Below are 13,179 nucleotides of genomic sequence, written 5' to 3' on the forward strand. Positions count from 1 at the left end.
GCCCCCGGACCCCCGGGGTATTTGGACCAAGAAGAAGCAGGAGGGCGGGATGGCGGACGGGGCGGTTCTGGATCTGATGCAGGATATCGGCTTGCGGGCGCGGGCCGCGGCGGCGGACCTGGCCTGTGCCCCGGCGGCGGCCAAGGCTGCGGCGCTGGAGGCGGCGTCGGCGGCGGTCTGGGCGCGGCGGGCGGCACTGCTGGAGGCCAATGCCGAGGATATGGAATATGGCGCGGCCAAGGGCCTGTCGGCGGCAATGATGGACCGGCTGCGGCTGGACGAGGGCCGGATCGCGGGCATCCGCGACGGGTTGCTGGCGGTGGCGGCGCAGGCCGATCCGGTGGGGGCGGTGCTGGCGGAATGGGACATGCCGTCGGGGCTGCATATCCAGCGGGTCCGCACGCCGCTTGGGGTGATCGGGGTGATCTATGAGTCGCGGCCCAACGTGACGGCGGATGCCGGGGCGCTGGCGCTGAAGGCGGGCAACGCAGTCATCCTGCGTGGCGGGTCGGAAAGCTTCCGGTCGTCGACCGTGCTGCATGGCTGTCTGGTCGAGGGGCTGCTGGCCGCCGGGTTGCCGGTCGATGCGATCCAGATGGTGCCGACGCGGGACCGGGCGATGGTATCCGCGATGCTGGCGGCGGTGGCGTTCATCGACGTGATCATCCCGCGCGGCGGCAAGGGGCTGGTCGGGCTGGTGCAGGCCGAGGCGCGGGTGCCGGTGTTCGCGCATCTGGAAGGCATCTGCCACGTCTATGCCGACGGCGAGGCCGATCTGGAGAAGGCGCGGCGGGTGGTTCTGAATGCGAAGACCCGGCGGACCGGGATCTGCGGCGCGGCGGAGTGCCTGCTGATCGACCGGGCGTTCTTTGCCCGGCATGGCGGGGTGCTGCTGGCCGATCTGGTCGCGGCGGGGGTCGAGGTTCGGGCGGAGGGCGAATTGCTGGCCGTGCCGGGGACGGTGCCTGCCGGGCCGGAGGATTTCGGGCGCGAGTTTCTCGACATGATCATCGCGGCGAAGCTGGTCGACGGGGTGGACGGGGCGATCGCGCATATCCGGCGGTTCGGGTCGCAGCATACCGAGGCGATCCTCACGGAAAACGACGCCACCGCGGCGCGGTTCTTTGCGCGGCTCGACTCGGCGATCCTGCTGAGGAATGCCTCGACCCAGTTTGCCGATGGCGGCGAGTTCGGGATGGGGGCCGAGATCGGGATCGCGACGGGAAAACTGCACGCGCGGGGGCCGGTGGGGGCGGATCAGTTGACCAGTTTCAAGTATCTGGTGACCGGGGATGGCACGACAAGGGCCTAGTTTCACGCGTGAAAATCAGCGCAAGCTGTTGATTTAAAATCATGTTCCGCCTAACATTAACGAAATCTCAACCATCGCGGGGGGGGCCGTGTCCGGACGTTCAGACGCTGAGCCGGATTTCCGTGTCGCGGATTTCTGCGATCAGGCGGCGGTGCTGGCGGGTCAGTTCCTCCGGGATCAGGGCGAAGTGCACCTGCGCGGCCGAGACGGTCACCATGGCGGCGGGGTTCGACAGCACCTCCCACAGGTCGGGGTCGATCTTCATCTTGGTGGCGTGGCCGGTCACCGTCCAGCGGTGGTCGTGGCGTTCGACGGTGACGCGGCCGCCGTAGGCCATTGCGGTCTCAAGGCACTGGATCAGCAGGAACACCAGCTTGACCTCGCGCCGGGGCAGGTCGGCCGGGCTTTGCCAGTCGATCACCAGCCGGCTGCCGCGCGTCAGGTCCGACAGGATCGCCTTGACCTCGGGGCTGCCGATGCGCTGGTCGGCGCTGGCCGACCCGAAGGCGACGCGGAAAAACCGGATGCGGGCTTTGGCATTGGCGACGCTTTCCGAGATCAGGGCGATTTCGGGGCCGCGGGTCGAGCCGTCCATCATCAGCAGTTCCACCCCATTGCCGATCGCCCCGATCGGGCTGATAAGGTCATGGCAGATGCGCGAGCCGAGCAGGGCGGTCAGATCGGGTTTTTCGGGCATGGATGCGATCCTTTGACGTGCTGCGGAACGGGGGCTTGCGTCCGGGGCGAGGCCCCGCCGCGGTGGCGGAGGGCAGGGCGCGGTGCAGGGTCTTGCGAGCAGGGACTGGGGGACATGGGATGAACGCGCTACTGGAACCGGGCAATCTGGTGCTGCACCCCGAAAGGCCGGACTGGGGGCTGGGGCAGGTGCAATCGAACATCGGCGATCGGGTTACCGTCACTTTCGAACATGCAGGCAAGGTCGTGATCGAGGGACGAAGGGTGGTGTTGCAGCGCGTTTACGATACAGACGCCCAGTATATTACGCCGCAGAAAGATAATTCAACCCGAGATTGAGGGAGTCGCGCGGCCGGTCTGGAAGCCTTTCGTCGCAGTCCGGCCCGCGCCGGGCGAAAAGGTTGCAATCGCGGGGGCCTGCCCCTAGAGCTTCGACAGGGTCTGGCGGCACCCGCGCGGGAAACCGGGCGGGGCAGGATGCGGGGGCGGCGCGCGTGACATGGGGCATCGGGACCGGGGACCGGGCATGATTGCGGACGATCCGCATTTTGTCCTGCGTCTGGCGCGGGATGCGCGCGACCTGCGCGCGGCGCAACGGCTGCGCTACGAGGTGTTCATCGCGGAACTGGGCGGCGAAGGCGATCTGGTCGACCATCAGGCGCGGCTGGAGATCGACGCCTTCGATCCGTTGTTCGACCATCTGCTGCTGATCGACACGAGGCGCGATGCCGCGGCGCTGGAGGATGTGGTGGGGGTTTACCGGCTGCTGTCGAGCGATCAGGTCGGGGCGGTGGGGCAATATTACTCGGAAGGCGAGTATGACCTCGGCCCGCTGAAGGCCACGGGTCGGCGGCTGCTGGAGCTTGGCCGGTCTTGCGTGCACCGCGACCATCGCGGCGGCACGGCGATGCTGCACCTGTGGAACGCGCTGGCCGAGCATGTGCTGGAACACCGGATCGAGATCCTGTTCGGCACGGCGAGCTTTCACGGCACCGATGCGGCGGCGCTGGCGCAGCCGCTGTCCTGGCTGCACCATCACCATCTGGCACCCGAGGCCTTGCGGGTGCAGGCGCGGCCCGCGCACCGGCTGGACATGGATCTGGTGCCGAAGGACCGGCTTGACCGCCGCGCCGCCATGCTGGGGACACCCGCGCTGATCAAGGCCTATCTGCGGCTGGGCGGATTTGTCGGCGAGGGGGCCTGGGTGGACGATGCCTTCAACACCACCGACGTGCTGCTGCTGATGGACACGGCGCGGATGTCGGCCAAGCACCGCGGTTTCTATGTCCGCAAGCAGGGCCGTGCGGAATGAGCGACTGGTTGCAGGAACCGCCCGCCCCGCCGCGCCCGGCGCTGGGCGGCTGGCTGCGGGTGCTGGGGCGCGGCGCGGTGCTGGGGGCGGTGGTCTATGGCGGGCTGGCCCTCTTGCTGCTGGTGCGGCTGGTCGAGCGGCCGCTTTGCGGCATGGGGCGGCCGGTGACGCCGTGGATCACGCAAGCCGTGTGCCGCGCGGCGCTGGTCATCCTGGGCCTGCGGTTCACGGTGCGCGGGCGGCCGATGGCGGAAAAAGGTGCGGTGGTGGCCAACCATGGCTCGTGGCTTGACATCTTCGTGCTGAACGCCTGCCAGCGGATCTATTTCGTGTCGAAATCCGAGGTCGCCGCCTGGCCCGGAATCGGCTGGCTGGCGCGGGCGACCGGGACGGTGTTCATCACCCGCAAGGGCAACGAGGCGAAGGCGCAGCAGCGCCTTTTCGAGGACCGGCTGCGGTCGGGCCACCGCATCCTGTTCTTTCCCGAAGGCACCAGCACCGACGCGCTGCGCGTGCTGCCGTTCAAGTCGACGCTGTTTGCCGCGTTCTTCACGCACGGTCTGGAACGCGTGCTGCACCTTCAGCCGGTGACGGTGACCTACCGCGCCCCGGACGGCGAAGACCCGCGGTTCTATGGCTGGTGGGGAAAGATGGACTACGCCGGCCACCTGCTGAAGGTGCTGGCGGCCCGGCGGCAGGGCAGTGTCGAGGTTACCTTCCACCCGCCGGTGCCGGTCGATGCCTTTTTCGACCGCAAGAGCCTGTCGGCGCATTGCGAGCGGGTGATCCGGGCGAGCCACCCCTATCCGGGCTGATGCTTTCTTCTGTTTGAAAATATCCCCGCCGGAGGCTCTGGCGGAGGGGCCGGGTGCCTCCGGCGGGGATATTTGAGAACAGAAGAAAGGGTGACGGTCAGTCGAGCGGGGCCAGCAGGGTGCGCAGGGCGGCCAGGGCGTCGGCCTCGCGCCAGATCTCGGTGCCGAGGCCGAAGAAGTCGGTGACCGGGCCGAGGGTGGCCACGAGGTCGGCGGTCAGCGCGCCTTCGGCGACCACGGGAACCTCGATCATCTCGGACCACCAGGCGAAGAGGTCGGCGTCGGCGCGGCTGCCGTCGCCGAGCGGGGTTTCCCCCACCGGGCCGAAGGCGACGTAGTCGGCCCCGGCTTCGGCGGCGCTGATGCCGTCGTGGCGCGTGGTGCCGCAGAAGGCGCCGATGATCGCCTCGGTGCCGAGATCCTTGCGCACCTTGCGGATCGACCGGCCGCCGTCGGTCAGGTGGACGCCGTCCAGCCCCAGCCGTTCGACCAGCAGCACGTGGCGTTCGATCACCAGCGCCACGTCGCGGGCGTGGGTGACCATGCGCAGCGCGTCGGCGGCGCGGGCGAGGCGGTCCTCGTCGGCGGTGGCGAGGGCGAGGCGCACGCAGGCGACATCGGCACCGTCGAGCACGGCTGCGAGTCGGTCGGGAAACACCTCCAGATCGAAATCCGGGGGGGTGATGAGGTAGATCTGCGGGCGCTCGGTCTCGGCCATGGTGTCCTCTTGCGGCGGGTCGGCCTCTCGTAGCGCAGATCGGGGGGCTTGGCTACTTGGGCGGCGGGAAATCGGCTGTGGCTTGTCGGGGTGGGCGGCTTGTCAGTGCGGCGGCTTGTCAGGAAGGCGGGGGGCGGGTATCAGGCCGGGATGCCCCAGCCCGAGCCCGACATGATCCCGCCCGTCTTCATCCTGGTGCGCCCGCAGATGGGCGAGAACATCGGCGCGGCCGCGCGTGCCATGCTGAACTTCGGGCTGGAGCGGATGCGGGTGGTGGCGCCGCGCGACGGCTGGCCCAGCCCGAAGGCGGCGGCGATGGCCAGCGGGGCGGGGCGGCTGCTGGATCATGCCGGGCTGTTCGACGATGTGCAGGGGGCGATTGCCGATTGCGACTATGTCTTTGCCACCACGGCGCGGGGGCGCGAGCTGACCAAGCCCCTGATGACGCCGGAGCGCGCGATGGAACATGCGCGCGCGCTGACGGCGGCGGGCAAGCGGGTCGGCGTGCTGTTCGGGCCGGAACGCGCCGGGCTGGAGAATGACGACGTGGTGCTGGCCAATGCCATCGTCACCGTGCCGGTCAACCCCGATTTCGCCTCGATCAACCTCGGGCAATGCGTGCTGCTGCTGGCCTATGAATGGCGGCGGCAGACCGAGGTCGTGCCGCCCGAGGTGATGCAGATGGCCCGCACCGATTTTGCCAGCGGCATCGAGATCGAGAAGCTGGGCGACCATTTCGAGCAGCGGCTGGAGGCGGCGGGCTTCTTCTTCCCGCCCGACAAGGTGGCGGGGATGCGGCTGGCGCTGCGCAACATGTGGTCGCGGCTGAACCTGACGCGGGCCGACGTGCAGACCTTCCACGGCATGCTGCGCCAGATCGCCCGGCATCTGGAACGGGATTGACGGGAGGGAGGGTGGAGGGCGATGACGGCACGGTGTGAGCGTCCGCCATGCGGGACGGAGCTGCCGTTGCCTCGAAAGAAGCCAGTGACTGCTTCCATCTCGAAGTAGTCACACGGTCTGGCTCTGTTGCACAAATCCCGTGAGGGATTCATCTTGTGAATCCAGCGTGGTAGCTGGACGGCATGAGCAGACCCATACCCCCCGCCTACAAGACCAGGAACTGGCCCGCCTATAACGAAGCGCTGAAGCGCCGCGGCTCGCTGACGATCTGGTTTGATACCGCCATGATCTGGGAGGCTGCGCCGACAGGTAAGCGCGGCCGACAGCCTGACTATAGCGATGCCGCGATCCAGACCTGCCTGACCATCAAGGTGTTGTTTGGCATGGCGCTCAGACAGACGACTGGCTTCGTCGAAAGCCTGCTGGGGCTCATCGATTTGGATTGGGCTGTGCCCAATTTCAGCACGCTGAGCCGTCGCCAGAAGACCCTGAAGGTCAACATCCCCCACCGCGGCTCGCAAGGCCCGCTGCATCTTCTGATCGATAGCACCGGGATCAAGGTTGAAGGCGAAGGTGAATGGAATGCGCGCAAGCACGGCGGCACCAAACGTCGGGTCTGGCGCAAGATTCACATCGGGATAGACGAGAAAACACTGGAAATCCGCGCAGCCGAGTTCACCACCAGCGATGTCGGTGACGCGCCGATGCTGCCCGAACTGCTCGACCAGATCCCGCCCGATCAGGAGATCGCCAGCGTCACCGCTGATGGCGCCTTCGACACACGCAAGTGTCACGACGCCATCGCCGCCCGCGGTGCGGCCGCCATCATTCCGCCCCGCAAGAACGCCAAGCCATGGAAGCCCGACACCCCCGGGGCAATCGCCCGCAACGAAGCCCTACGCGCGTCGAAACGCTTCGGCCGAACCATCTGGCGACGATGGAGCGGTTATCACCGCCGAAGCCGCGTCGAGACGAAGATGCACTGCGTCAAATTGCTGGGTCAGCGCCTCATGGCGCGGGACTTTGACCGTCAGGTCGCCGAGTTTCAGGTCCGTGTAGCCGTGCTGAACGGCTTCACGGCGCTCGGTATACCCGTCACTGAAGCCGTGGGATGAGTCTGTCCAGGGAAAGGGGAGATCTGTCTGTCACCCGATTTGTGCAACAGAGCCCTCCCTGCACATAGTCGACGTTCGAGATCAATGCAGCATCGGTCACTCTGGGCTCGCATCGGACGCCCGCTGTCTGCCGATTCTGCCGGAGTCACCGCCAAAAAATTCCGTCCGCGCCTCCTGCGGCAGTTTGGCGGAGGGGTTGTCGCGCGGCGGGGGTGCGCCTAGTCTCCGGCGCGAGACGGAGAACAAGATGGCACGCAAGAAGCGCAGCATTTTCGAAGAGGTGGGCGAGGCGGGCCCGGTGGTCACGCCTGCGGTGCCGCAGGTCGGGCTGATCGACCGGGGCAACCGGGGGGCGCGGGGCGGCATACGGCTGTGGCTGGTGGCGCTGTTCCTGCTGCTGGTGGTGATGATCGCGCTGGGCGGCTGGACAAGGCTGACCGATTCCGGCCTTGCCATCACCGAATGGCAGCCGGTGACCGGGGCGCTGCCGCCGATGACCGAGGCCGACTGGTCGCGGGCGTTCGAGCTTTACCGCGCCATCCCGGAATACCAGTTGCAGAACAAGGGGATGGAGCTGGAGGCGTTCAAGTCGCTTTACTGGTGGGAATGGGGGCACCGGCAGCTTGGCCGGGTGATCGGCGTCGTCTGGGCGCTGGGCTACCTCGGGTTCCTCGTGGCGCGGCGGATTCCGGTCGGCTGGAAGGGGCGGCTGCTGCTGCCGGGCGTGCTGGGCGGCGTGCAGGGGGCGATCGGCTGGTGGATGGTGTCTTCGGGGCTGGGGGAGGGGCGGGTCGATGTCGCCTCCTACCGGCTGGCGGTGCATCTGGGGCTGGCCTTCGTCATCCTGGGGCTGATCGCGTGGTATGTGTTTCTGCTGGCGCGCAGCGAGGCTGACCTGATCAAGGCGCGGCGGGTGCGCGAGAAGCGGCTGTTCGGGCTGTCGACCGGGCTGATGCATCTGGCGTTCCTGCAGATTCTGCTGGGGGCACTGGTGGCGGGTATCGACGCCGGGCGGGGTTATCCGACCTGGCCGCTGATGAACGGCAGCTTCTTCCCGGCGGATGCGCTCTATGTGCCGGGGCGCCCGGCCTGGGCGGCGGTGTTCGAGAATCCGGGGCTGGTGCAGTTCATCCACCGCATGTCGGGCTATGTGCTGCTGGTCTTCGGGCTGGGGGTGTGGCTGGCGGGGCGGCGGTCGGCGCATCTGGCGACGCGGCGGGCGTTTCGTGCCGTGGCGATCATGCTGCTGGGGCAGATGGCGCTGGGCATTGCCGCCGTGGTGACGGTGGCGCATCCGCACATCGCGCTGACGCACCAGTTCGGTGCGGTTCTTCTGTGGGTGCTGATCCTGCGCGCCCGCCATCTTGCGCAATACCCCGTTGCGGGGTCGATCCGGAAAGGGACGCAATGACCGCCTTTGATGACTTGATGGCCTTCCAGCGCCAGACCGAGGCCCTGGCACAGATTGCCGGGCGTCTGGGCTGGGATCAGGAAACCATGATGCCGCGCGGCGCCGCCGAGCAGCGGTCGGAGGAAACCGCGGCACTGGAGGGGGTGCTGCACGCCCGGCGCACCGATCCGCGGCTGGCCGACTGGCTGGACGAGATCGAACCCGCCGAAGCGGTGGCCGAGGGGCAATTGCGCCTGATCCGCCGCAGCTACGACCGGATGACCAGGGTGCCGGGGGCGCTGGCGCAGGAACTGGCGCGGGTGACATCGACGGCGCAGGGCATCTGGGCGGCGGCGCGGGCGGCGGATGACGTGGGGGCGTTCCTGCCGACGCTGGCCGAGGTGATCGCGCTGAAGCGCGAGGAGGCCGCGTGCCTGGCGGATGGCGGCGACCTTTATGACGCGCTGGTCGATGACTACGAGCCGGGGGCGACGGCGGAAAGCCTGGGCGCGATGTTCGACCGGATGCGGCCGCGTCTGGTGGCGCTGCGGGCGGCGGTGCTGGGGGCAGAGCATCAGCCGGCCGCCTTGCAGGGCCATTTCGGGCTGGACGCGCAGTTGCGGCTGGCGCGGGATCTGGCGACCACCTTCGGCTATGACTGGACGCGCGGGCGGCTGGACCAGGCGGTGCATCCGTTCAGTTCCGGGTCGGGGTCGGATGCGCGGATCACCACGCGGGTGGTCGAGACCGAGCCGTTCAACTGCATCTACTCCACCATCCACGAGGTCGGCCACGCCTGTTACGAGCTGGGCATCGACCCCGACTACCTGCTGACCCCGCTGGGGTCCGGCGTCTCGATGGGGGTGCATGAAAGCCAGAGCCGGATCTACGAGAACCAGCTTGGCCGCAGCCGCGCCTTCACCGGCTGGATGCACGGGCAGATGGTCGAACGGTTCGGCGATTTCGGCATCGCCGCGCCCGAGGCATTCCATGGCGCTGTCAACCGGGTGCAGCCCGGCTTTGTGCGGACCGAGGCCGACGAGGTGCATTATAACCTGCACATCATGATGCGCTTCGATCTGGAACGCGCGCTGATCCGGGGCGATCTGGCGGTGGCGGATCTGGAGGCGGCGTGGAACGCGCGATTCCTCGCCGATTTCGGGGTGGCGGTGGACCGGCCGTCGCATGGCATGTTGCAGGACGTGCACTGGTCGGTTGGCCTTTTCGGCTATTTTCCGACCTACACGCTGGGCAACGTATATGCCGGCTGTCTGGCGCAGGCGCTGCGGGAGGCCGTGCCGGATCTGGATGAGCAGCTGGCGAAGGGCAACACTTCGGCCGCGACCGGCTGGCTGAGGGAAAAGGTGCAGCGCCATGGCGGGCTTTACACGCCGGCGGAGGTGATCGGGCAGGCCTGCGGCTTTGCGCCATCGGAAGGCCCGCTGCTCGACAATCTGGAGGCCAAGTTCCGCGACCTTTACCGGCTTTGAACTCTTGATGACGGCAGGCTGCGCGGGGTGACTTCACCGCCCGCGCGGCATTCCCCGCGATCTGGCGCATGGGCGGTGTTTGACGGAACGGCAGGCGGTCCGGGTGCTGGCGGTCGGGCAGACGCCTGGCTGTGGCTGCTTCTTCCAGATATTCGCGGCGCTGGTGCTGATCGGGATGGCCTGGGCCCTCGGGCTGGCCGCAATCGGGCTTGCCCTGCGGGTCCGGCCGGAGCCGACATGAGGGGTTCTTTTCTTGAATTTTCGTAGAAAATTCGGCGGCGCTCACAGCCAGTCGGGTTTGCGCTTTTCCAGAAAGGCGGCGATCCCTTCGTCGGTGTCGCGCCACAGCATGTTCTCCGTCATCACGCCTGCCGCATGGGCATAGGCTGCGGCCGGATCGAGGCCGATCTGGTCGTAGAATGCCGCCTTTCCGATCTTCACCGCGGCGGTCAGCTTGGCCGCGACCTGCGCGGCCAGCGCCTGTGTCTCGGCTTCCAGCACGTCGGCCGACACCACGCGGTTCACCAGCCCGACCTCGCGGGCGCGGGCCGCGTCGATGAAGGCGCCGGTGGTCAGCATCTCGAACGCCACCTTGGCGGGCACGTTGCGGGTCAGCGCCACCATCGGGGTCGAACAGAACAGGCCGATGTTCACGCCATTCACGCCGAAGCGCGTGCCTTCGGCCGCCACCGCCATGTCGCAGGAGGCCACCAGCTGGCAGCCCGCCGCCGTGGCGATGCCATGGACCTGCGCGATCACCGGCTGGGGCAGGGCGGGGATCATCTGCATTACGGCGGCGCAGCGGGTGAAGAGGTCGGCAAAATACGCGGCGCCGTGATCGGGGGCGGCACGGCCGGCCTGCATTTCCTTCAGGTCGTGCCCGGCGCAGAAGGCGCGGCCCGCCCCGCGCAGCACCACGACGCGGATGGCCGGGTCGGCGGCCAGGCGACTGAACGTCTCGGCCAGCGCCGCCAGCATCGCGTCCGACAGCGCGTTCAGGCTGCCAGGCGCGTTCAGCGTCAGGGTGGCCACGCCGTTTGCGTCGGCGCGCAGCAGGATCGGTTCGCTCATCTTGTCATTCCCCCCGGTTTGCCCGAAGTCTAGGGCGCGGCGGGCGGAAGGGAAAGACATGGCGTTGGCGATGACGGCGGCGGATCTGCAGGCGTTTCTGGCGCGCGACTTCGCGCAGGTGGCGGATGATTTCGCGATCGAGGCGGTGGGCGACGAGCTGGCGGTGCGCCTGCGGGTGGCTGACCGTCACCTGCGCCCCGGCGGCACGGTGTCGGGGCCCGCGATGTTCGCGCTGGCCGATGTGGCGATGTATCTCGCGATCCTGTCGCGGATCGGGCCGGTGGCGCTGGCGGTGACCACCAGTTGCGCCATCGACTTCATGCGCAAGCCCGAGGCCGGGCGCGACCTGATCGGCGTGGCGCGGCTGCTGAAGCTGGGCCGGGTGCTGGCGGTGGGGGATGTGCTGATCCGGTCGGACGGCTTGCACGAGCCGGTGGCGCGCGCCGGTCTGACCTATGCCATCCCGCCGCGCTGAGGGGCGGCTTACGGCTTGGCCAGCGTGAAGCGGCCTTCGACATGGGCGCCGCTTTCGATGATCAGCACGGCATAGGTGCAGTCGGCACGCAGGGTCGCCGCGGCGCGCAGCGTCAGCGCCTGGCAGGAAATCCGGCCTTCGAGCTTGCCGCGCAGTTCGATGGTTTCGGCCGATACCGTGCCGGTGACGCGGCCTTCGGAGCCGATCACCAGGGTGCGGGCGGTGATGGTGCCGTCGATCTCGCCTGTCACCTCGATCGTGCCGTCCGAGGTGATGTCGCCCGTGATGCGCAGATCGGTGGCAAGGACCGAGCGGCCGCCCTGGGTGGAAGGGCGCTGGCTCGCACCCGGGTGAGCGGGTTCGGCGGGCTTGTTCTGCATCATGGTTCCCCCATTGGCGCCCCGGCGCCGGGGCGCGCGGGGGCATACGGTTTCGATAGAGGCTGAAGGGGTGGCGCGGGTCAAGGGGGGCGCGCACCGGAGCGGGCGATTTCCGCCGGGTGGTGACAAGGGGGAAGCAGGGTGGTCTGATGCCCGGCGGGAATCAGGCGGCATCGGGGGTGGGTCTTGGAAACAGCCAGCGCGGAAACGGAAGACGGCGGGGCGGCGTTCTTCCGCCCGGTTTCGGGGTTCGATCTGCCGCGCTATGCCGGGGTGCCGACCTTCATGCGGCTGCCGCATGTGCCCCCCGGCCATCCGCGACTGGGCGAGGTGCAGGTCGGGCTGATCGGCGCGCCCTGGGATGGCGGCACCACCAACCGGCCCGGCCCGCGCCATGGCCCGCGCCAGTTGCGCGATGCCTCGACCATGATCCGGGCCGAGAACGGGATCACCGGCGTGCGCCCCTTCGAGGCGGTGCGCTGCGCCGATCTGGGCGACGTGGCGCCGAACCCCGCCGACCTGATGGACAGCCTGGCGCGGATGCAGGCGTTCTATGCCGGGGTGCGGGCGGCGGGCATCGTGCCGCTGACCGCCGGGGGCGACCATCTGTGCACGCTGCCGATCCTGCGGGCGCTGGCGGCGGAGCGACCGCTGGGGATGATTCACTTCGACAGCCACACCGACCTGTTCCACAGCTACTTCGGCGGCTCGATGTATACCCATGGCACGCCGTTCCGCCGCGCGGTGGAGGAAGGGCTGCTCGACCCGCGCCGGGTCTGCATGATCGGCATCCGCGGCACCGCCTATGACCGCGAGGACCGCGACTTTGCCCGGGCCGCAGGCATCCGGGTGATCCCGATCGAGGAGTTCCACGCGCGGGGCCCCGAGGACGTGATGTTCGAGGCCCGCGCCATTGCCGGATCGGGCGATACTTATGTGTCCTATGACATCGACTTCGTCGATCCGGCCTTTGCCCCCGGCACCGGCACGCCCGAGATCGGCGGGCCGAACTCGTGGCAGGCGCTGCAGGTGGCGCGGCTGCTGGCCGGGGTGAAGATTGTCGGGGCCGATCTGGTCGAGGTGTCGCCGCCGTTCGATGCCTCGGGCGGCACGGCGTTCCTTGGCGCTTCCATCATGTTCGAGATGCTGTGCGTCATCGCGCAGTCGCTGTCGGCCTCTCTTTCCCTGCAACCCGAAGGCACCGCATGACACACGATCTGATCATCAGCAATGCCCGCGTCCTGACCATGGATGCGGGCAATCCGAGGGCCGAGGCCGTGGCGCTGGGGGGCGGCCGCATCCTTGCGGTGGGCGGCCGGGCCGAGGTGGAGGCGCTAGCCGGGCCCGGCACGCCGATGATCGACGCGCAGGGGCGCAGCCTGCTGCCGGGGTTCGTGGAAAGCCATCTGCATCTGGTGCTGGGCGGGGCGGAGCTGGCGCATCTGCAACTGCATGGCGCAGGCGGCATGGCGGCAATGACCGCCGCGTTCCGCGATTTTTCT

The 13,179-nt window shown here is 68.4% G+C and carries 16 protein-coding genes (1 of these 16 only partly in view); 12 read left to right on the plus strand and 4 right to left on the minus strand.

Annotated features, from left to right (window positions below):
* Positions 1–49: 49 nt before the first annotated feature.
* Positions 50–1,312, plus strand: a complete 1,263-nt coding sequence (locus RNZ50_08850) for a glutamate-5-semialdehyde dehydrogenase (protein ID MDT8855122.1) — start codon at positions 50–52, stop codon at positions 1,310–1,312.
* Between the two features lie 100 nt (positions 1,313–1,412).
* On the opposite strand, the gene RNZ50_08855 is transcribed toward RNZ50_08850, so the two are convergent.
* Positions 1,413–2,009: a histidine phosphotransferase family protein gene (locus tag RNZ50_08855; protein ID MDT8855123.1), complete on the minus strand. Its 597-nt coding sequence runs from the start codon at positions 2,007–2,009 to the stop codon at positions 1,413–1,415.
* Between the two features lie 119 nt (positions 2,010–2,128).
* Between RNZ50_08855 and RNZ50_08860 the strand changes: the two genes are divergently transcribed.
* From RNZ50_08860 to RNZ50_08870, 3 genes are all read left to right on the plus strand, one after another.
* The gene (locus RNZ50_08860; GenBank protein MDT8855124.1) at positions 2,129–2,347 is read left to right on the plus strand and encodes a DUF3553 domain-containing protein; all 219 of its coding nucleotides are present in this window, start codon (positions 2,129–2,131) and stop codon (positions 2,345–2,347) included.
* 187 nt (positions 2,348–2,534) lie between these two features.
* A complete protein-coding gene (locus tag RNZ50_08865; protein ID MDT8855125.1) occupies positions 2,535–3,320 on the plus strand; it encodes a GNAT family N-acyltransferase in 786 nt (261 codons plus the stop codon).
* Positions 3,317–4,135, plus strand: a complete 819-nt coding sequence (locus RNZ50_08870) for a lysophospholipid acyltransferase family protein (GenBank protein ID MDT8855126.1) — start codon at positions 3,317–3,319, stop codon at positions 4,133–4,135. Before RNZ50_08865 ends, RNZ50_08870 begins: the two co-directional genes overlap by 4 nt.
* Before the next feature lie 97 nt (positions 4,136–4,232).
* On the opposite strand, the gene RNZ50_08875 is transcribed toward RNZ50_08870, so the two are convergent.
* Positions 4,233–4,853, minus strand: coding sequence for a thiamine phosphate synthase (locus RNZ50_08875; GenBank protein ID MDT8855127.1), 621 nt, complete (start codon positions 4,851–4,853; stop codon positions 4,233–4,235).
* Positions 4,854–5,003: 150 nt separating this feature from the next.
* Here RNZ50_08875 and RNZ50_08880 point away from each other — a divergent pair, with 150 nt between their 5' ends.
* From RNZ50_08880 to RNZ50_08900, 5 genes are all read left to right on the plus strand, one after another.
* Positions 5,004–5,756, plus strand: a complete 753-nt coding sequence (locus RNZ50_08880) for an RNA methyltransferase (GenBank protein ID MDT8855128.1) — start codon at positions 5,004–5,006, stop codon at positions 5,754–5,756.
* A gap of 182 nt (positions 5,757–5,938) precedes the next feature.
* A complete protein-coding gene (locus RNZ50_08885; protein MDT8855129.1) occupies positions 5,939–6,871 on the plus strand; it encodes an IS5 family transposase in 933 nt (310 codons plus the stop codon).
* A 247-nt stretch (positions 6,872–7,118) separates the two neighbouring features.
* Positions 7,119–8,282, plus strand: coding sequence for a COX15/CtaA family protein (locus RNZ50_08890; protein MDT8855130.1), 1,164 nt, complete (start codon positions 7,119–7,121; stop codon positions 8,280–8,282).
* On the plus strand, positions 8,279–9,751 hold the full coding sequence (locus RNZ50_08895; protein MDT8855131.1) for a carboxypeptidase M32: 1,473 nt from the start codon (positions 8,279–8,281) through the stop codon (positions 9,749–9,751). Before RNZ50_08890 ends, RNZ50_08895 begins: the two co-directional genes overlap by 4 nt.
* A 79-nt stretch (positions 9,752–9,830) precedes the next feature.
* Entirely contained in the window at positions 9,831–9,992 is a 162-nt protein-coding gene (locus tag RNZ50_08900; protein ID MDT8855132.1) for a hypothetical protein, read from the plus strand.
* Between the two features lie 41 nt (positions 9,993–10,033).
* Here RNZ50_08900 and RNZ50_08905 read toward each other — a convergent pair whose 3' ends face one another.
* Complete coding sequence (locus RNZ50_08905; protein ID MDT8855133.1) at positions 10,034–10,822, minus strand: enoyl-CoA hydratase; 789 nt, start codon at positions 10,820–10,822, stop codon at positions 10,034–10,036.
* 58 nt (positions 10,823–10,880) lie between these two features.
* On the opposite strand from RNZ50_08905, the gene RNZ50_08910 reads away from it, so the two are divergent.
* Positions 10,881–11,297 carry a PaaI family thioesterase gene (locus RNZ50_08910; protein MDT8855134.1) on the plus strand — a complete coding sequence of 139 codons (417 nt, stop codon included), beginning with the start codon at positions 10,881–10,883 and terminating at the stop codon, positions 11,295–11,297.
* An 8-nt stretch (positions 11,298–11,305) separates the two neighbouring features.
* Here the strand turns inward: RNZ50_08910 and RNZ50_08915 are convergent, their stop codons facing one another.
* A complete protein-coding gene (locus RNZ50_08915) occupies positions 11,306–11,677 on the minus strand; it encodes a polymer-forming cytoskeletal protein (protein ID MDT8855135.1) in 372 nt (123 codons plus the stop codon).
* A 186-nt stretch (positions 11,678–11,863) separates the two neighbouring features.
* On the opposite strand from RNZ50_08915, the gene RNZ50_08920 reads away from it, so the two are divergent.
* Positions 11,864–12,886, plus strand: coding sequence for an agmatinase (locus RNZ50_08920; protein ID MDT8855136.1), 1,023 nt, complete (start codon positions 11,864–11,866; stop codon positions 12,884–12,886).
* A protein-coding gene (locus RNZ50_08925) for an amidohydrolase (GenBank protein ID MDT8855137.1) crosses the window boundary here: on the plus strand, positions 12,883–13,179 show its start. 1,368 nt of this gene lie beyond the right edge of the window; the window shows 297 of its 1,665 coding nt (coding positions 1–297); it begins with the start codon at positions 12,883–12,885; its stop codon lies off the right edge, out of view. The genes RNZ50_08920 and RNZ50_08925 overlap by 4 nt, the downstream gene beginning before the upstream one ends.

Source organism: Paracoccaceae bacterium Fryx2 (assembly GCA_032334235.1).
Lineage (GTDB): Bacteria > Pseudomonadota > Alphaproteobacteria > Rhodobacterales > Rhodobacteraceae > JAVSGI01.

Coding starts and splice junctions, on each gene's coding strand:
- RNZ50_08850 (MDT8855122.1), top strand. CDS start 50: ATGGCGGACGGGGCGGTTCTGGATCTGATGCAGGATATCGGCTTGCGG.
- RNZ50_08855 (MDT8855123.1), bottom strand. CDS start 2,009: ATGCCCGAAAAACCCGATCTGACCGCCCTGCTCGGCTCGCGCATCTGC.
- RNZ50_08860 (MDT8855124.1), top strand. CDS start 2,129: ATGAACGCGCTACTGGAACCGGGCAATCTGGTGCTGCACCCCGAAAGG.
- RNZ50_08865 (MDT8855125.1), top strand. CDS start 2,535: ATGATTGCGGACGATCCGCATTTTGTCCTGCGTCTGGCGCGGGATGCG.
- RNZ50_08870 (MDT8855126.1), top strand. CDS start 3,317: ATGAGCGACTGGTTGCAGGAACCGCCCGCCCCGCCGCGCCCGGCGCTG.
- RNZ50_08875 (MDT8855127.1), bottom strand. CDS start 4,853: ATGGCCGAGACCGAGCGCCCGCAGATCTACCTCATCACCCCCCCGGAT.
- RNZ50_08880 (MDT8855128.1), top strand. CDS start 5,004: ATGCCCCAGCCCGAGCCCGACATGATCCCGCCCGTCTTCATCCTGGTG.
- RNZ50_08885 (MDT8855129.1), top strand. CDS start 5,939: ATGAGCAGACCCATACCCCCCGCCTACAAGACCAGGAACTGGCCCGCC.
- RNZ50_08890 (MDT8855130.1), top strand. CDS start 7,119: ATGGCACGCAAGAAGCGCAGCATTTTCGAAGAGGTGGGCGAGGCGGGC.
- RNZ50_08895 (MDT8855131.1), top strand. CDS start 8,279: ATGACCGCCTTTGATGACTTGATGGCCTTCCAGCGCCAGACCGAGGCC.
- RNZ50_08905 (MDT8855133.1), bottom strand. CDS start 10,822: ATGAGCGAACCGATCCTGCTGCGCGCCGACGCAAACGGCGTGGCCACC.
- RNZ50_08910 (MDT8855134.1), top strand. CDS start 10,881: ATGGCGTTGGCGATGACGGCGGCGGATCTGCAGGCGTTTCTGGCGCGC.
- RNZ50_08915 (MDT8855135.1), bottom strand. CDS start 11,677: ATGCAGAACAAGCCCGCCGAACCCGCTCACCCGGGTGCGAGCCAGCGC.